Here is an 18,007-nt window from a genome sequence, read left to right as displayed (position 1 = left end):
ACGCCGTCTTGAACCGGTAACAAATCGCACATCAACACGATGGCGAGCACACTGGTGCACATCGTGGACGCCGCACCGATCGACCGGGTAGCCGACGAGCTGTACGCACTGCCGCCGGCGCGGTTCACCGCGGCCAGGGACGCCCACGCGCGGGCCGCCCTGGACCGGGGCGACAAGGCGCTGGCGAAGGAGGTCTCCGCGCTGCGCAAGCCGACGCAGGCCGCGTGGGCGCTGAACCAGCTCGCCCGGTACCACGCGGCGGAGCTGGCCGAGGCGGTGGCGCTGGGTGAGCAGCTCCGGGCCGCGCAGGAGGAGCTGCGGGGCAGCGTGCTGCGCGAGCTGGGCACTCGGCGGCGGGTGGTGGTGGCCGCCCTGGTGCGGCTGACCGAGGAGCTGGCCGCGGACTGCGGCACCCCGTTGGGGCCGGACGCCGTGCAGCAGGTGCGCAGCACGTTGACCTCGGCGCTGGCGGACGCCGTGCTGGCCGCCCGGATCCGCGCGGGCCGACTGGTGCGGCCGGTCGAGCAGTCCGGTTTCGGGCCGTTGAGCGAGACCGCCACGCCGGTCCGCGTCCGCGACGACCTCGCGCCCCGCCGCGAGCAGCGGCGGGAGCGGAAGCTGGCGCAGGCGCGGGACGACATCACCGCGGCGCGGGCCGAGGTGAAGGCGGCCGACACGGCGGTGACCGAGGCCGAGGCGACCCTGGTCGAGCGGGAGGACCACTCGGCCACGCTGCGGGCCGAGCTGCGGCGGGCGCAGCAGGCCGAGCAGGAGGCGGCGACCCGGGTCGAACGGGCCAAGCGCCGGGCGGACACCGCGCGGACCAAGCTCGCCGGGGCGGAATCCCGGATGACCGAGCTGCGCGGCGACTCTGTGTAGTGACCCTGGACACGCCGGGAACACCTGTGGTATGCCGCTCGTTCTACTGCTGGTCGGCTCGTGGACGCCGCCCGGACGTCAGGACCACCAAGCGCTCACTCCCCCCTGGGCGCAAGGCAGGCCCTCTCCCCGAGACGTCGCTGGGCGCCCGCGGCAGGTCGGCCGCCGTCGGCCGGACGGACCCCCCTCACCGAACGGCCGGCGGCCCACTCGAAGGGTCGTGCGCGCGCCCCGGTCGGACCATGTGCTGGTCGTGGCGCGCGTACAGCTCGGTCCACTCCTCGGCGGACAACTGCCGGCCCGTTTCCCCGATCTCCGCGAGTTCCCGGAAGAACTCCTCGCGGGGCGCGCCGGGCGCGAACAGGATCAACATCGAGGCCGGGTCGTCGGAGTCGTTGCGGAAAGCGTGGATTCCGCCCTCCGGCACGTACAGGAAATCACCGGCGGACGCGTTCACCCAGCCGTCGCCGTCGAACAGCCGGACGGTTCCGGAGATCACGTAGAACGACTCGGAGAACGTCTTGTGGAAGTGCGCGCCCGGACCGCCCGCCCGCGGGGCCATGTTCCACTCGAACATCCCGTACTGGCCCCGGGTCACGTCGCCGGGCGCCACCAGCCGGGCCTGCGTGAGCGGCCGGTCGACGGTCGGCACGTCCGCGACCGGCCGCCAGACCGCGCTGACCTCGCCCGTCGAGCCGTTGTAGGCGGTGTAGCTCATCCCCCGGACCCCCTAAAGTGAAGTTTCTTCAATTCCTGCCCGCGACCAGGACGGCGATCTAGACTCGCCCGATGGCACAGGACGCGGATGTCATCGTCGTCGGCGGGGGTCTGGCCGGGCTCGTCGCCACCGCCGAACTCGCCGACGCGGGTCGCAAGGTCATCCTGCTCGACCAGGAGCCGGAGGCCGGGCTGGGCGGTCAGGCGTTCTGGTCGTTCGGCGGCCTGTTCCTGGTCGACACCCCCGAGCAGCGCCGGCTGAAGGTCAGGGACAACGCCGACCTGGCGCTCCAGGACTGGCTCGGCTCGGCCGCGTTCGACCGGGACAGCGACCACTGGCCGCGCCGGTGGGCCGAGGCGTACGTGCACTTCGCCGCCGGCGAGAAGCGGAGCTGGCTGCACGCCATGGGTGTGCGCTGGTTCCCGTTCGTGCAGTGGGCCGAGCGCGGCGGGTACCTCGCGAACGGCCACGGCAACTCCGTGCCGCGCTTCCACGTCACCTGGGGCACCGGTCCCGGCCTGGTCGAGCCGTTCGAACGCCGGGTGCGCGCCGCCGTGGCGGCCGGCCTGGTGCAGCTGCGGTTCCGGCACCGGGTCACCGGCCTGACCACGACCGGCGGCAAGGTCGACGGCGTGCGCGGCGAGGTCCTGGAGCCCAGCGGCGTCCGGCGCGGTGAACCGAGTTCCCGCACCAAGGTCGACGACTTCGAACTGCGCGCCCAAGCCGTCATCGTCACCTCCGGCGGCATCGGCGGCAACCACGAGATGGTGCGCCGCAACTGGCCCGCGCGGATGGGCACCCCGCCCGAGCACATGCTCTCCGGCGTCCCCGACCACGTGGACGGCGGGATGCTCCAGGTCGTCCAGGGCGCGGGCGGCGGGATCATCAACGAAGACCGCATGTGGCACTACCCCGAGGGGATCGCCAACCACTCCCCGATCTGGAGCCGGCACGGCATCCGCATCCTGCCCGGCCCGTCGTCGCTCTGGCTGGACGCCACCGGCCGCCGGCTGCCGATCCCGCTGTTCCCCGGCTTCGACGCGCTCGGCGCCCTGGAGCACATCGTGAAGACCGGCCACGGCTACTCGTGGTTCGTGCTCAACCAGCGGATCATCGGCAAGGAGTTCGCCCTCTCCGGCTCCGAGCAGAACCCCGACCTGACCGGCCGGGACGTCCGGCAGGTGCTCAAGCGCGCCCTGCCCGGCGCGGTCGCACCCGTGGAGGAGTTCGCCAAGCGGTCGGAGGAGTTCATCATCGCCCGCGGCGTCCCCGAACTGGCCGCCGGCATGAACGAGCTGGCCGGCAACGACCTCGTCGACGCCGGCGCGCTGGAACGGCTGATCGTCGAGCGCGACCGGCAGGTGATCTCCGGGCTGGGCAAGGACATGCAGGTCAACGCCATGCGCGAGGCGCGGCGGTTCCTGACCGACAAGCTGATCCGGGTGGTCGAGCCGCACCCGCTGCTGGACCCCAAGGCGGGGCCGTTGATCGCCGTCCGGCTGTCCGTGCTGACCCGCAAGACGTTGGGGGGCCTGCACACCGACCTGTCCGGACGGGTGCTGAAGGAGGACGGCTCGGTGCTCGACGGCGTGTACGCGGCGGGCGAGGCGGCCGGGTTCGGCGGCGGTGGCGTGCACGGATACCGTGCGCTGGAAGGGACTTTCCTCGGCGGCTGCCTGTTCTCCGGCCGGGTCGCCGGACGCGCCGCCGCCCAGGCGGTCGGCTAGCGGGTCGCGCCGACCGACACGTCCGGGCCGGCCAGGACGTGCGGGTCGAGCTTGCGGGCCAGTTCGTCCGCGTCCGCCAAGCGCAGGTCGCGGTAGAGGTGGAGCGCGGCCAGCCAGTGCGGCACGGCCGCCTCCACGCCCTCGGACTGCTCCAGCACGTCCCCGATCGCCCGGCGGCACAGGGCTTCCTGGTACCGGTCGCCCAGCCGTTCGGCCAGCGCCAGCCCCGCCCGGTACGACTCCAGCGCGTCCTCCAGCCGTCCCAGCTGCTGCGAAGCCGTGCCGACGGTGTGCAGGGTCGCGGTGTGCGCCTTCGACGGCGCGACGGACGTGAACAGCCCCAGGGCCTCCGAGGCGTGCCTCAACGCGTCCTCCGGCAAGTGCTTGCGCAGCAACACGTTCGCCAGGTTGTTCTGCACGCCGGCCTGCGAACGCGCGTCGCCGACCTCGCGGGCCACCTCCAGCGCCTCCAGGATCGTCGCCTGCGCCCGGTCCAGCTGGTCGTCGGCCATCAGGCAGTAGCCCAGGTTCGCCAGCGCCGCCAGCTCCAGGTGCCGGTCGCCGCCCGCCAACTCGCCCGCCCGCGTGCACGCCCCGATCGCCTCGTCGAGCCGACCGAGGTCGGCCAGCGTGGAACCCAGCCGCAGCAGGAAGGTCGCCTCGACGTGCTCGTCGCCCAGCTCGCGCGCGGCCACCAGGCCGATGCGGCACAACGCGAGCCGGTCGAGCCGGTTGCCGCGCCGGAAGTGGAACGCGTCCAGGCACAGCGCCAGCTGCCAGGTCCGTTCCCGCCGGCCGCTGTTGAGCGCGATGTCCAGCGCCAGCCGCAGGTTCGCCTCCTCCAGGGTCAGCCAGTCCAGCGCGGCGGCGTGCGAGGGCAGCTCCGGGAAGGTCGCGGGCCGGTGCTCGGGCGGGTCGAACGGCCGCACGTGGTCCGACAGGTGCGCCCGCGCCGCGTCGGCGACCCACAGGTAGTAGTCGAGCAGGCGGTCGGTCGCCAGCACGGTGTCCACTTCGGACTCCCCGGCCGCCAGGTGGTGGGTGAACAGCCGCACCAGGTCGTGCCGGGTGTACCGGTCCGGCGTCGACTCGTGCAGCAGGCTCGCGTACGCCAGGGTCCGCAGGTGGGTGCGCGCGCTCGCCACGTTGATGTCCAGCAGCGCGGCGGCGGTGTAGCTGTCCAGGTCGGTGCCGGGGTGCAGGCCGAGTCGCCGCAGCAGCCGCGCGGCGCCCTCCGGCAGCTCCCGGTAGCTCACCGCGAGCGCCGCGTGCACCCCGCGCCCCGCCTCGGGCAGCTCCAACGCCGACAGCCGGTGCCGCTCGTCGCGCAGCTCGTCCACCAGCGACTGGATCGTCCAGCGCGGCCGGGACGCCAGCCGGGCGCCCGCGATCCGCAACGCCAGCGGCAGCCGGTCGCACAGCTCCACCAACTCGGCGACGGCGTCCGGCTCCTGCTCGATCCGGTGCCGCCCCAGCACCGCCGCGAGCAGGCTCTCCGCGCCCTCCTCCGGCAGCCTCTGCACGTGCAGCGCGGACGCGCCCTCGGTGACCACCAGGTCGTCCAGCCGGTGCCGGCTGGTGACCAGCACCAGGCACCCGGCGGAACCCGGCAGCAGCGGCCGGACCTGCTCGGCGGAACGCGCGTTGTCCAGGAACACCAGCACCCGTCGACCGGCCAGCACCGAACGGTACTGCGCGGCCTGCGTCTCCAGGTCCGCGGCGATCCGCGAGTCGGTCGCCCCCAGCGCCCGCAGGAACCCGACCAGCGCGGTGCGCGGGTCCAGCGGCTCGGTCTCGTCGAAGCCCCGCAGGTTCACGAACAGCTGGCCGTCCGGGAACTGCGCCGCCACCCGGTGCGCCCAGTGCAGCGCCAGCGCCGTCTTCCCCACCCCGGCCGGCCCGACCAGCAGCCCCGTCGCCGAGTCCCCGCGCAGGCTCTCGGTCAGGTCCGACAGCTCCGGCTCACGCCCGACGAACCCCCGGTGCTCGCGGGGCAGCTGCGCGGGCACCGGCCCCCGTTCCACCGGCTTCGGCGCGGTGTCGCCCGCCAGCACGGTCTGGTAGGCGTCGCGCAGCTCCGGACCGGGGTCCACGCCCAGTTCGTCGACCAACCGCTCCCGCGTGCGGTGGAACAGCTCCAGCGCCTCGGCCTGCCGTCCCGTCCAGTGCAGCGCCAGCACCAGCCGCGCCACCAACGTTTCCCGCAACGGGTGCGCGGCCACCGCGTCCCGCAGCCCGGACACCGCGTCGGCCGCCCGGTCCAGCCGGAACAGCCGGGTCGCCAGCTCCTGCACGGCGACCAACCGCAGCTCCTCCAGCCGCGCGGAGACCACCTCCCGGACCTCCGTACCCGGCACGTCCGCCAGCACCGGGCCGCGCCACAGCGCCAAGGCGCTGGTCAGCATCCCGACAGCGGCCTCGTCGGCGGCCTCCCGCGCACCCGCGACCAGGTCCTCGAACCGGAACACGTCGACCGCGCCCCGTTCACCGGTCAGCACGTAGCCGGGCGCACGGGTGATCAGCGCGACACCTCCGGCCAGCACCTTGCGCAACTGGGCGATATGCCCCTGGAGGGCGGCTTTCGCCTGCGGCGGCGGTGAGCCGTCCCACACCAGCGACAGCAACCGGTCGCCGGACACCACCCGGTTCAGCTCCAGCGCGAGCGCCGCGAGAACCGCCCGGCGCTTCGCCGCACCCAGTCGGACAGCCACCCCGTCAGCGGAAACAAGCTCAACCGGACCGAGCAGGTTCACCCGCATCTAGAGACCTCTGCTGTGTTGGATGGCGTCGGCTTCGCCGCCGCGGGCTCGGCCGCCTGGAAGTCGCGGCCTCGCGGTGGGTCGGTTGGGGAAGAGGTGGAGGGGAGGACAGGGGGCGGGGGGACAGAGGGGAGGACAGGGGGAGCGGGAGGAACGAAGGGGAGGACGTGGGTCATTGGACTGTGAGGTGGGGGGCTGGGCGGGGAAAGTATGGGGCGGGTGGGTGTGTGGGGGCGTTGGCGGGGCGTTGGGCGGGCGTTGGTGGTCAGGGTGACGCTGGTTTTCGTCCAGCAGGCTGCCTTCGCGAGGGAATCCGATGTACATCGCCGAAGCAGGGAATGAACAAGAGGCCGCGCCTCGGCAAACCGCGCGGGTCGCCGCTCAGACCCGGACGGTCGGCGGTCAGGCCCTCGCGTTGCGGGAGACGGTGAACTCCGGCCGGGTCACGCTCGACCCCGCGACCGGCGACGAACTGCGCAAGATGCTGCTCGAACAGATCGACCAGGTCGACTCGTGGCTGGAACGCGCGGGCAGGCTGGCCCGACCCGCTCCGCTGGGGGCGAACCCCGTCGGCGACCGGATGGCCGCCAAGTTCGAGTCCCGCGCCGAGGGCGAGCCGATGTCGTTCGTGTCGGTGATGACCGCGTACCGCGAGGTCCTCCAGCAGACGCACGACTCGGTGCAGAGCGCGATCCGCAACTTCCGGTCCGTCGACGAGGAACACGGCGCCGCGCTCAAGCGCCTGAGGGGCGAGTGAGATGGCCGACCGGTTGGAGATCGACCTGGTCCTGACGGACACCCAGAACTGGGCGTCCCGTTCCCACCGCGAGCTCTACGACGCGGTCCACGACAACAACGACCCCGGCCAGACCGGCGAGATCGGCGCGGAGTGGGGCCAGTTCGGCACCGAGCTGACCGAGTCGGCCCGGGTGATCAGCGAACGCGTGGCCGCCACCGAGACCGGCTGGACCGGCGAGGCCGCCGACGGCGCCCGCACCGCGATCAAGCTGCTGGCCGACTGGGTCACCGACACCGCCGCCACCGCCGTCGAGGTGGGCAAGCGCGTCGCCGACCAGAGCCAGATCATGGAGAACGCCCGCGCGAGCATGCCCGAGCCGGTCGAGTTCGACTGGGACCAGGCCACCGACACGTTCACCTCGGGTGGTCTCCAGGGCTTCGCCGGTTCGGCGGCCGACGTGCAGGCGGCCAACGACCAGGCCCGTGCCGCGCACGAGCAGGCGGTGGCCGTGATGACGACGATGGAGAACGAGTCCCGCACCGTCGACGGCACCACCCCGCGGTTCACCCCACCGTTCAACCCGGTGACCGGCCGCGCCGAAGAACTCCAGCCGATGATGTCGGCCGCGGCAGGCGCGCCGACCCTGGGCGACGCCCAGCAGGCGTCCGTCCCCAGCGGCGCGGGCGGCACCACCGTGACGTCCGGCCACCAGGCCCAGACCGCCGCCACCCCGGCCACTCCCGCCTACACCCCACCCGGCAGCGGCGGCGGGGGCCACGGATCCGGCAGCGGAACCCCCGTGATCCCCGCCGCCCACCGCCCCGAGGGCACGACCGCCGCAGCGGCAGCGGCCCAGGTCCCGGTCGCGAACAAGTACACCCCGCCCTCCTACACGCCCCCGCCGGGCAGCGGCTACACCCCGCCCGGCAGCGGCTACCTCCCGCCGGGCTACCTGCCGCCGGGCGGCGGCTCCGGCAAACAGCAGCCCCCGCCCTACAAGCCCGCCCCTCCGGGCACCGTCGCGCCCAAGCCCCAGAGCGGTTACGGCCCCGGCAAACTCCCGCCCTACATCCCCGCAGGCTCCCCCGGCACACCACCCGTCCCCGGCCTGAATGCACCCGGCACTCCGGGCAGCGGCGCGAACCGCTTGCCCGGCGGCGGTGGTGGCTTCCCCGGCGGCGGCTTCGGCGGAGGCGGAGGCGGCGGCTTCGGTGGCGGAGGAGGCGGCGGCTTCGGCCCCACCGGTTCCGGCAGCCAGCCGGCCGCGGGCGGCGCATCCGGCGTCACCGGCCCCGGTGCCCCCGGCGCCCGAGGCCCCATGCCCGGCTTCACCCCGTCCATCCCGGGCGCGGGCGCGGCGGGAGCCCCCATGGGCGGCGCCCCGATGGGCGGCGGCCACGGCGGTCAAGGCGACGAGGACAAGGAACACCGCTCGGCGGCCTACATCCGGGGCGAGGACATCTTCGAGGTCCCCGGCGGGAACCTTCCCCCGTCCGTGATCGGCGGCACGAAGCCGAAGACGAGGGGCGAGCAGTGATCGAGCCCGAGTTCCTGCTCACCCCGAGGGAACTTGACGTGCTGTGGCACGACTTGGGCCTCGGCCGCCTTCCGTACCCGCTGGACGTGCCCACCCTGGGCACCACCGGGGAGGAACGCGCCCGCCTGCGGGCCGAGGTCCTGGCCGACTACGGCGACCCCGACCCCCGCCTGGTCGACCTGCTGCGCCTGCTGGCCGACCACCGGCTGTCCGTGGACGCGGTGGCGCACCTGGACCGACCCGTGCGGGCCGTGGCAGCCTCGGACGGCCGCCGGGCCGTCCTGGCGGTCATCGACAGCGGCAAGGTGGGACTGCTGGAGATCCGCCCCACCGCCCTCGCCAGGTCCATCGTCGAAGTACTGCCCGATGGGTCCGCCGGTCCCGGCACCGCCCTGTCCCTGCGCCTGGAGACCCTCAACGCGGCCGTTGCCCTGCAACAGGAACAGCACGGCGACGACGAGGACGACGACCCGTGGGGCAGCGGTGACCTGGACGAGCGCGAGGCACTGCGAAAAGCCGGCCTGTCCCGCGAAGACGCCACGGTGGTCGGCGAACTGGCCTCCTCGCGGGTAGCCGGCGGCCAGTTCGGGGTCAGCGTGGGTGGCGGCTACCGCAGCACCAGGGCCGGCGTGCTCATCACGTGGTTCGACACCCACCAGGGCCGCTACCTGATGGTCCACGAGAACGGCTGGCTCAGCCTCGCCCCGACCGACAACGACCGCATCGCCACCAGGATCGCCTCCGTCCTGTCCACCGTCGCCTGACCCGCACGACGAACCGCCCGCAGCGGTGGGCCCGATACCACCGCCGCGGCAGCGATCCCGCACGGTGGACGACCTTGAGCGGTGCCGACGACGTTGGAATGCTCGAACGCATGAGCCAGCCACTCGTCGTCGGCACCCTGGTCGGGAATCCCCGGCCGGGCTCCCGAACGCTGATCGCGGCACAGGCGCTGGGCGAGGCGGTCCGCCACGCGCTGGCCGCCCAGGGCCGGGACGTCTCCCCGCACGGGCCACTCGTGGACGCGGCAACCCTGGCCCCGGAGGTCTTCGCGCCGGGTTCGACCGCCGTCCGGGAAGCCCTGGAGTCCCTGGCCGCGGTTGACGTCCTGGTGGTGGCATCACCGACCTACAAGGCCACCTACACCGGCCTGCTCAAGGCGATCCTCGACCAGTCGCCGGCGAACTGGCTGCGCGGCAAGACCGCCGTCCCGCTGCTCGTGGCGGCGGCCGACAAACACGCCCTGGCCGTGGAGCTGCACCTCAAACCCCTCCTCGCCGAACTCGGCGCGTCCACCCCGGGCCGTGGCCTCTTCCTCAACGAGGCGCTGTTGGACGACCGCCCCGCCCTGACCGACGCCCTGGCCGCCCGACTGTCCGAAGCAGGCTGGTTCACCGAGCCCGTGGGAGCACTCCGATGACAGACCTGCGTACCGCACTGCGCGACTTCCCCCAGGCAGTGGGCATCGTCACCGCCACCGGCCCGGACGGTCCCGTGGGCGTCACGGTCAGCTCGTTCACGTCGGCCAGCCTCCGCCCACCCCTGATCGTCGTGTGGATCGGCGAGGGCGCTTCAGCCTGGCCGGTCCTGCGCACGGCCCCGCTGTTCGCCGTGCACCTGCTGCACGCCGGCCAGACAGCCCTCTCGGACCTCTTCGCCAAAACCGGCTCCGACCGCTTCGGCCCCGACACCAACTGGCAGTCCGATGTGGACGGTGTACCGCACCTGCTGGACGCCCCCGTCAGACTCCGCTGCCGAACCGCCCGCCGGATCTCCGTAGGCGACCACGTGGCCCTGGTCGGCGAACCCCTGGAAATCCAGCACAACGCAGGCACCCCACCCTTGGTCCGCTTCCAGGGCCGCTACACCTCCGTAGCCTGACCGACAAGGCCACCGAAGGCGCCCCCACCCGGCCAACGCGCCAGCCCACACCCACCTAAGACCCAGTGGCACTGGACGATTTGCTGACCGGGCGGCGTGTCGTACGGACCCATCTCGTGCGCCGCACCGTCCACCTGGTCACCGCCCGGGACGCCGGGGCGTGGCGCGCCCGCCACGACAACGCAGTACTCTGTCACCGCGAAGCGCAGGTGAAGGACTTTGCGTCATTGACATCGCCGGATCCGTTGTACTTCGGCCAATCGGGGAACATGCACAGCGGCCTGGTGCGGCCGGGAACGCCGGCGTCATCGATTGCGACGATGGTGTTCGCCGGATCGGTGCCTTTCTCGACCCAGTTCTCGATCGTCGCCAACTGGTCCCACTCCGGCTGAAAAGCCGACGAGGGGCCGTGCTGGGCCCCGGGAATCTCGTAAAATCGGACGAATGAATCCACTTGCGCGGGACCCATCGCCGCCTGCATGCGCGAGTAGTAGTGCGTACTCGTCCTGGCTGCCGGCTCGGCACTGCCCGTCCAGAGGAGAAGCTTGCCCCCACGGTTCATGAAGCGTGACAGATCGGTGGTGTTGGAGAAGAGCGCCGAGTGGGCTTCGATGCGCGAGGCCATTCCACCTCCACTCGTTATGTCCATCGTGAGTGTGTTGAAGTCCGGATCCCCCACGATCATGTGGCGTATCACGCCATCGGCCAGCGACACGCCCAAGGGCATCTGCGGCGTCGGCGGAAAAGCAGGCGGCGTCGAGCCGTACACGCCGACCTGGGTCAGCAGTTCCTTGTGCACGGTGCCGGGCACTCCTCCGCCGTGGTCGGCGAGGTAGACCGGGTAACCGGGGATGGTCGACCCGCCCGTGCCGATCACGTAGGACAAGGACCGGGGATCGTGGATCTTCTTCAGGGTGGCGAGCTGAACGTCGGACAGGCAGGCGTTGCTCGTGTCCTCGCCCAGCGGGCACCGCAGGGCGGCAGGGTCGAACCGGGCCTCGCAGACGCGGACGTTACTGATCACGCCGTCCTCTACGCCGTCGAGCGCATCACACGCTTCCAACACCGCGGTGTAGAGGGTGTGGCGCTTTGCTTCGTTCAGCCAGGCTCCTGGCACGGCCACGGCCTGGGCGGCTTTGAGCATGTCGAGCGCTACCGCGGTGACGTTCCACCCCGGCGCGCCGGCGACCACGCCGTCCCAATCCGCCGGCCAGCGCTGTGTCACAGCCAGTGCCTCGCCACCGCCCTTCGAGTAGCCGATGAAGTACGACCTACCAGGCGCGCGACCGTAGTGGGAGTTGATCAACTTCACCGCGACGTCGCGGGTCTTCTTCAGGGCATCGCCGGCGTAGTTCTTGAGAGCCTCCTGGTTGGCACCGAAAGCGGCAGGGTGTTCGCCCGCCTTGTTCTGGTGTCCGGAGTCGCTCGAGAACACCGCGTAGCCCTTGCTGAGCGGTAGCGGCTTCTTCTGGGAGCCCCACAGGTTCGACGCATTCGTCAGTGGCGGGATGAACCCGTTCAGGCCGGCGCCACCCAGCATCGCGGCCTTGCCGTTCCATTTTTCCGGGAGTGCGAGCTGGAACTTGATATTCGGGGCGGCCGGGTCAACCGGTCTGATTTCGCCGGAAACCAGACAATGGCTGCCGTAGGTTTGGTCGCCGGTGCCACCGGCACTGACGGGGACTGCCGAGGAGACGGTGGCACCACCGGTGGGAAGGCCGATGTCGCGGACTGCGATCTTGACGCCGGCCAGGTCGGAGCACTTTCTCCCGGTGGCTGGATCCACTTCGCTGCCGAAGCTCCCGAAGGCGGCCACGGGAATTACGAGCGCCGTAGTCGAGAGGGCTGCGGTAAGGGCGATGCGCGACCTGTGACGCGTGAATGATGCGGGCATGTGTGTATCCTGTTCAGCCTTGGTCGACCACTGATCGCACAAGTGGTGACGTAAGTGGACTGTGCCGAGAGAGCGCCCTCAGGAGAGCGCTGTCGGTCCGTGCCTGCTGTCAGCCGCGGATGGCGGCGAGCATTTCTTCGTACAGGGCGAACGGGTCTGCTTTGCCGCCCTGGCGCACCCACAGCTCCGACGCGGCATCAACACACGCGAACACCGTCGCGATGACACCCACCGCGCGCGGATCGGGCGCCGAACCTGACTCGATGCCCATCCGGGCCTCGACGATGGGCACCAGAGCAGCCTGCCACTTCAGCCGCTTTTCGTAGTAGCGCGACCGCAATGGCGGGTTGGCGAAGATCAGCGTGGTGATCGCCAGGACCTGTTCAGGTGTGTGGTTCGCCGACGTGATGGCGGCGAACCCGGCCAGTAGCGCGTCCCACGGCGACATGTCGGCAGGCTGGGCCTCGACGGTGCTGACCAGCAGGCGTCCGAGGCCGTCCTGGTCGCCGCAGACCAGATCCTCCTTGGTGCCGAAGTAGCGGAAGAGCGAACGCTGCGACACACCGGCCTGTTCGGCGATCTGGCCGACGGTCACGCTTTCGTAGCCGTGTTCGGCGAACAGCGCCAGTGCGGTGTCGACGATTTCCGCGACGACAGCCTGCCTCGACCGGTCCCACAACGTGGCCGGCCGGCGCGATGCGTCCATGGTCCTCACTCGCGGTCGGCGGCAGTCTCGTCCGGCTCGCCGGGATCAGGTACATGATGTCCTGATCAACGATCGAAGTCGAACGCGCAGGTCGCGAAGCGGGTGCGCTCGGCGGGCGTTCCATCCGGACACCACGGGAGCACTCCGGTTCAGGTCGCGGGCGCGACCATGCGGGAGATCGTCTTCGCGACGAAGGTGCGGGACATGAAGTGGCGAGTCGCGAACGCCGTCAACCTGTTGTCGCGGCCCACGATGACACTCGCCGGGGTGGTCTTGCGGTCGAGTGCCTTCAGTGCGGTGTCCACGACCTCCTCGGCGGTCCGCATGCGGGAGCCACCGGCGGCGTTCTCGCTGCCGACGACGTCGAAGAACTCAGTGCGGGTGGCGCCTGGCGACAGGACCATGACGCGCAGTCCGGTGCCGCGTGACTCCACCCACAGCGCTTCGGTGAAGCTCAGCACGAACGCCTTGGTCGCGCCGTAGACCGACATCACGGGAGTGGGCGTGTACGCGGCCATGCTCGCGACGTTGACCAGGAATCCGTCGCCTCGGGCGCGCAGTTGTCCGATGAACGCGCGGCTGATGTCCACGACCGCGGTGACGTTCACCGCGATCTCCTGGCGGAGGCGTTCGGGGTCCTCCTCATGGAACGGGCCGTACGTGGCGAAGCCCGCGTTGTTGATCACGCTGGTGACCGTCACGCCGATGCGTTCGACCTCCTCTGTCAGTCGCGTTCCGACGCCTTGCCCGCTGAGGTCCGCGGCGATCACGTGCACCTGCACGCCGTGGGCAGCGCACAGGTGTGACGCCAACTCCTCCAGGCGTTCTTGGCGGCGGGCGACCAGCACCAGATTGGCTCCGCGACGGGCAAGCTGCCGGGCGAACTCGGACCCGATGCCCGCACTGGCGCCGGTGACCAGCACTGTCTGCCTGTTGAAGTCCATGTTTGACACTCTAACTCAACTTGGCAGTGACTGCCAAGATGTCTTGTGATGTCACCTTGCCGGTGTGTGGCAGGCCTGGCGCCCGTACCGCATCCGGTACGGGCCTCTGCTGCACCGACAGCGGGGACGAGGTGCCTGGGGTGTGGTCGCCCAGGCCGCAGGCCGGGTCGGCGAGCAGTGCCACGGACGCGACGCGATCGGCGGACACCAGGGCTGGACTCCTTACCGAAGAGCACCAGGTAGAACCCGATGCCGGCCGATGGTGTCCGGGTAGCCGAACGACTGGTGCAGCGCGAAGGCGATACCGGTGACCGCCGGACAGCCGCCCGGCCGGCGCCGCCTGGCCGATGGTCGACACGGTCGGCACGATGGTCTGTCCTTAGTAGACAGTGGTCGACCGGGCTCGGCCCGCTTGTGGGCCGCGACGCGCGGCCCGGACGTGCGAGGTGTCGATCACCGCGCGGTCCCGGTCCAGTCTGCCCGCCGAGTGCAGCTCGGCGGGCAGCAGCTCGTGCAACCGGAACCAGACGCCGGCCCCGTTCCGGTCACGCAGCCGTCGCCGGCAGGTCATCCCGGAGCCGCACAACCGAACATGATCCAGACCGGGCAGGCCCGATGCCACCACGGTGATCATCTTGTCAGGACCACTAAGCCACCGACTCGTCAACCACCCCAACCGCCGCCTCAGCCGCCAGGAACCGCAACACCGCCCGCGCCACCTCATCGTTCTGCCGAAACGCCGGAGCATTCGTCTGAGGCCGCGAAAACGCCGCATAGGCCTTGTTCGTCGTGTAAGGCCCCACCGCGAACCGCCGAGCGTGCGGCACCCCGGCGGCATCCACCACCCGGCTGTCCGAGGCCGAGACGCGCACCAACCCGTCAACGCCCACTACATCCCCCGCAGCCACCAACGACCGCAGCAACGGATCAGCGGTGTGCTCCAGCGTGTGCACCGGCAGCCGTGCCTCGATCAACCCGCGTCCCCGCACCACGTGCCCCGGCACGCTCGCGCTCCCCGCCAGGAAAACGCCGTCCACAGCCTCGACCCACATGTCGGCGCCCAAGAACCGGACCACCCCGGCCCGCGCCAACGCCAGCAGCTCCTCCAGCCGGTCCGGCGGCGGGCCACTGGCGAAGTAGCTGAAGAACCCGTGCCACCACCCGTCCTCGCCGCTCAACCGCCCGGACGCGGCCAACACCGCCAACTGCCCGTAGACCCCCAGCAACGCCAGGAAAGCCCCGAGGTCCGCGCTGTACTCGGCCGAGGACCGCCGGGCGATGTCGTCGGCCACGTAACCGCGCAAGTACTCCTGGAACTCCTCCTCCGAACCGAAGCTCAACCCGGCGATCGGCCGGTCCAACCGCTCGAAGTCGATCCGGTCCGCCGGGGCCACCGCTGACGCCTCCAGCGCGCGCATCTCGTCGCTGTACCAGTCCAACGAGGCGAACCGCGACGAGAACGACTCCCATCCCGTCCGCACCCGCGACGGATGCCCGGTGAACAGCTCCCGGTAGTACCCGTACGCGACTTCCTTGGCCATCAACGGCCAAGCACGCGAACGGAAGTCGACCTCCCCCGTCCCCTCAAGCAACTCCGATGCCACGAAGAACCGAGGCGGTTCGGGCGCAGCACCCCGCAACCGATATCCCGTCTTCGAGTGGTACGGCACTCCACGCCTGGACCCGACGTGCAACCTCGGCTCCCGCCCGGAAGGCACGTACTCCAACCGCCCGTCCACCCGGACGAACGTCCCGCCCCGCCCTTGTCCCAACAGCACCGCGAGATCGACGAACGCCAACCCCATACCCCGCACCACGATGTCCTCGCCGGCAGGCACGACGGACAGGTCCACGTCGGCCGTGTAGGCCGGCGCCAGATACGTCAGCCCGTGCTCGGCGGCATAGGCACCCACCGCGGTCTGCTCCGCCGACACCTCAACATCCAAGTGCCCCAACGCGAGCACCACGACGTCAGCGACCAACGGCTCGGGCCGGTCCGCCAGCCATACCCGTTGACGCATCTGCGAGGACCCGGTGATCCGCACCACCTTGGTCGGGTGCACGAGGACCGTGCTCCCCGCGGGCAACGAGTCGACAGCCTGCCAGTGGAACCACTTCAGGTAAGCGCTCTGCACCCGTCGGCTCGGGAACGAGGTCGGCTCCATCTCCTCCAGTTCGGCCCGAACCCCGGCATCGAACTCCACCGCCGAAGAATCGACCGCCCACTCCGCCGCACCACCCGCCTCCCCAACCAACCCCGCGCCACCCGACCGCGCGCCACCCAACCCCGCCACGCCCGACCCCGCACCAGCCCACTCCGCCAACGACGGCCCAGTCCGCACCGGCCCTTCGCACACCACCGACGAGTCCGTGAACATCGTGACGTCCTCCGCCATCGAGTTCATCCGCAACAACGGCGACTGCTCGTGCCGCCACACCCGCCCGGCCCCGGCCGCGAACGGGTCCACCAGGTGGATCTCCACCGCCCCGTCGAACAACTCGGGCGCGTTGGCCCCGATCCGCTCCACCAACCCGGCAGCCCGCGGCCCGGCCCCCACCAGCACGATGACACTCATCGCACGCGGGCCAGGAACTCACGGGTCCGCACGTGCCGCGGGGCGTCCAGCACGACACCCGGCGGTCCGGACTCCACCACCGAACCCTCGTCCAGGAACACCACGGTGTCCGCGACGGACCGCGCGAAACCGATCTCGTGGGTGACGACGATCATCGTCATCCCGTCCGCCGCGAGGTCTTTCATGACTTCCAGCACCTCGCCCACCAATTCCGGGTCCAACGCCGAGGTGGGCTCGTCGAACAGCATCACCTTCGGCCGCATGGCCAACGCCCGGGCGATCGCCACCCGCTGCTGCTGACCGCCGGAGAGCTGCCGGGGGTAGGCGCCTTCCCGCCCCGCCAGCCCGACCCGCGCGATCAACGCCGCGGCCGACTCCACCGCCTCACCCCGAGGCACGCCCAGCACCCCCACCGGGGCCTCGATCACGTTCTCCAGCACGGTCAGGTGCCCGAACAGGTGGAAGCCCTGGAACACCATCCCGATCGAGGCCCGCTGCCCCGCGATCACCTTCTCCTTCAGCTCGTACAACTTCCCGCGGTGCCGCCGGTACCCGACCAGCACCCCGTCCACCTCGATCTCCCCGTGGTCGGGCTTCTCCAGGTGGTTTAGGCACCGCAACAGGGTGCTCTTCCCCGAACCCGACGGCCCGATCACGCAGGTCACGGATCCACGCGCGACCGACAGGTCCACCCCGCGCAACACCGGTGTGCCGCCGAAGCTCTTGTGCAGGTCGGTCACGGCAACGGCAACGGTCACGACAGCCTCCCGGCCCCACGCGAGTAGTACCGCTCCACGTAGTACTGGCCGACGCTGAGCAGGCTGGTCACCAGCACGTACCAGATCGTCGCGACCAACAGCAGCGGGATGATCAGGTAGTTCCGGTTGTAGATCAGCTGCACCGAGTACAGGAGGTCCTGCACCGCCAGCACGCTCACGATCGACGTGCCCTTCAACGTGCCGATGAGCATGTTCCCCGCCGCCGGGATGATCGCGCGCATCGCCTGTGGCAGCACGATCCGCCGCAACACCCGCCCGCGCCGCATCCCCAGCGCCAGCGCGGCCTCCACCTGCCCCGCGTCCACCGACAGGATGCCGCCGCGCACGATCTCCGCCGCGTAGGCAGCTTCGTGCAGCACCAGGCCGATGATCACCGCCGTCACCGGCCCGATGACCGGCGTGGCACCGGACAGCACCGGGTACAGCGCCCCGATGTTGAACCAGAACAGCAGCTGCACCAGCAACGGCACCGAGCGGAACAGCCAGACGTAGCCCCAGCTCACGCCGACCAGTACCGGGTTGCCGGACAGCCGCATCACGGCCAGCACGCCACCGATGGCGAACCCCAGCACCACCGTCAACGCGGTGAGCCACAGCGTCAACCCCAGTCCGCGCAGCACCGCTTCGGTGGTGAAGTACCGCACCACCACGCCCCACTGGAACTGCGGGTTGGTCACCACGGACCACAGCACGACCAACAGCGCGAGAAGGACCAACGACGCCGACACCCAACGCCCCGGACGGCGCAACGGGACGATCTCGGCGGCCTTGCGCACGGAGACCGGTGACACCACGGTCGAAGCGCTCATCAGGACGGCTCCAGAGCACGAGGGAACACGGGAAGTGCCGCGTCCCTCAACGCCGCGTC

Annotated in this window: 16 protein-coding genes and 1 pseudogene; 8 read left to right on the top strand and 9 right to left on the bottom strand. The window is 71.1% G+C overall.

Features of this window, described 5'->3' with window-relative positions; genetic code table 11:
• Positions 1-39: 39 nt before the first annotated feature.
• Entirely contained in the window at positions 40-879 is an 840-nt protein-coding gene (locus FHS29_RS33955) for a hypothetical protein (RefSeq protein ID WP_184698396.1), read from the top strand.
• A 187-nt stretch (positions 880-1,066) separates the two neighbouring features.
• On the opposite strand, the gene FHS29_RS33950 is transcribed toward FHS29_RS33955, so the two are convergent.
• Positions 1,067-1,597: a cupin domain-containing protein gene (locus tag FHS29_RS33950; RefSeq protein WP_184698395.1), complete on the bottom strand. Its 531-nt coding sequence runs from the start codon at positions 1,595-1,597 to the stop codon at positions 1,067-1,069.
• A gap of 71 nt (positions 1,598-1,668) precedes the next feature.
• Between FHS29_RS33950 and FHS29_RS33945 the strand changes: the two genes are divergently transcribed.
• On the top strand, positions 1,669-3,324 hold the full coding sequence (locus FHS29_RS33945; protein WP_184698393.1) for an FAD-binding dehydrogenase: 1,656 nt from the start codon (positions 1,669-1,671) through the stop codon (positions 3,322-3,324).
• Here FHS29_RS33945 and FHS29_RS33940 read toward each other — a convergent pair.
• The gene (locus tag FHS29_RS33940; RefSeq protein ID WP_312865221.1) at positions 3,321-6,035 is read right to left on the bottom strand and encodes an AfsR/SARP family transcriptional regulator; all 2,715 of its coding nucleotides are present in this window, start codon (positions 6,033-6,035) and stop codon (positions 3,321-3,323) included. The genes FHS29_RS33945 and FHS29_RS33940 overlap by 4 nt on opposite strands.
• Before the next feature lie 364 nt (positions 6,036-6,399).
• On the opposite strand from FHS29_RS33940, the gene FHS29_RS33935 reads away from it, so the two are divergent.
• The 6 genes and pseudogenes from FHS29_RS33935 to FHS29_RS33910 form a co-directional block, all read left to right on the top strand.
• The gene (locus FHS29_RS33935) at positions 6,400-6,840 is read left to right on the top strand and encodes a hypothetical protein (RefSeq protein ID WP_184698389.1); all 441 of its coding nucleotides are present in this window, start codon (positions 6,400-6,402) and stop codon (positions 6,838-6,840) included.
• A 1-nt stretch (position 6,841) separates the two neighbouring features.
• Positions 6,842-8,359 (top strand): PPE domain-containing protein, encoded by a 1,518-nt coding sequence (locus FHS29_RS37930; RefSeq protein ID WP_184698387.1) that lies wholly within the window; start codon positions 6,842-6,844, stop codon positions 8,357-8,359.
• On the top strand, positions 8,356-9,123 hold the full coding sequence (locus FHS29_RS33925) for an ESX secretion-associated protein EspG (RefSeq protein ID WP_184698385.1): 768 nt from the start codon (positions 8,356-8,358) through the stop codon (positions 9,121-9,123). The genes FHS29_RS37930 and FHS29_RS33925 overlap by 4 nt, the downstream gene beginning before the upstream one ends.
• A 110-nt stretch (positions 9,124-9,233) precedes the next feature.
• Entirely contained in the window at positions 9,234-9,779 is a 546-nt protein-coding gene (locus FHS29_RS33920) for an NADPH-dependent FMN reductase (protein ID WP_184698383.1), read from the top strand.
• A complete protein-coding gene (locus tag FHS29_RS33915) occupies positions 9,776-10,240 on the top strand; it encodes a flavin reductase family protein (RefSeq protein WP_184698381.1) in 465 nt (154 codons plus the stop codon). Before FHS29_RS33920 ends, FHS29_RS33915 begins: the two co-directional genes overlap by 4 nt.
• 59 nt (positions 10,241-10,299) lie before the next feature.
• Positions 10,300-10,419, top strand: a pseudogene (locus FHS29_RS33910) (DNA glycosylase AlkZ-like family protein); the annotation flags it as partial.
• A 14-nt stretch (positions 10,420-10,433) separates the two neighbouring features.
• Here the strand turns inward: FHS29_RS33910 and FHS29_RS33905 are convergent.
• The 7 genes from FHS29_RS33905 to FHS29_RS33875 form a co-directional block, all read right to left on the bottom strand.
• Positions 10,434-12,056: a tannase/feruloyl esterase family alpha/beta hydrolase gene (locus FHS29_RS33905; RefSeq protein ID WP_184698379.1), complete on the bottom strand. Its 1,623-nt coding sequence runs from the start codon at positions 12,054-12,056 to the stop codon at positions 10,434-10,436.
• Between the two features lie 187 nt (positions 12,057-12,243).
• Entirely contained in the window at positions 12,244-12,840 is a 597-nt protein-coding gene (locus FHS29_RS33900) for a TetR/AcrR family transcriptional regulator (protein WP_184698377.1), read from the bottom strand.
• Positions 12,841-12,989: 149 nt separating this feature from the next.
• On the bottom strand, positions 12,990-13,784 hold the full coding sequence (locus FHS29_RS33895) for an SDR family NAD(P)-dependent oxidoreductase (protein ID WP_184698375.1): 795 nt from the start codon (positions 13,782-13,784) through the stop codon (positions 12,990-12,992).
• 379 nt (positions 13,785-14,163) lie between these two features.
• Complete coding sequence (locus FHS29_RS38555; protein WP_184698374.1) at positions 14,164-14,418, bottom strand: hypothetical protein; 255 nt, start codon at positions 14,416-14,418, stop codon at positions 14,164-14,166.
• Positions 14,419-14,431: 13 nt separating this feature from the next.
• A complete protein-coding gene (locus tag FHS29_RS33885) occupies positions 14,432-16,360 on the bottom strand; it encodes an FAD/NAD(P)-binding protein (RefSeq protein ID WP_184698372.1) in 1,929 nt (642 codons plus the stop codon).
• Positions 16,357-17,118: an amino acid ABC transporter ATP-binding protein gene (locus tag FHS29_RS33880; RefSeq protein WP_184698370.1), complete on the bottom strand. Its 762-nt coding sequence runs from the start codon at positions 17,116-17,118 to the stop codon at positions 16,357-16,359. The genes FHS29_RS33885 and FHS29_RS33880 overlap by 4 nt, the downstream gene beginning before the upstream one ends.
• The gene (locus FHS29_RS33875; RefSeq protein WP_184698368.1) at positions 17,115-17,948 is read right to left on the bottom strand and encodes an amino acid ABC transporter permease; all 834 of its coding nucleotides are present in this window, start codon (positions 17,946-17,948) and stop codon (positions 17,115-17,117) included. The genes FHS29_RS33880 and FHS29_RS33875 overlap by 4 nt, the downstream gene beginning before the upstream one ends.
• Positions 17,949-18,007: the final 59 nt, after the last annotated feature.

The sequence above is a fragment of the Saccharothrix tamanrassetensis genome (assembly GCF_014203665.1).
In the GTDB taxonomy this organism is placed as follows: domain Bacteria; phylum Actinomycetota; class Actinomycetes; order Mycobacteriales; family Pseudonocardiaceae; genus Actinosynnema; species Actinosynnema tamanrassetense.
Note: the sequence above shows the minus strand (reverse complement) of the source record. Positions and strands in the feature narration are given on the sequence as shown.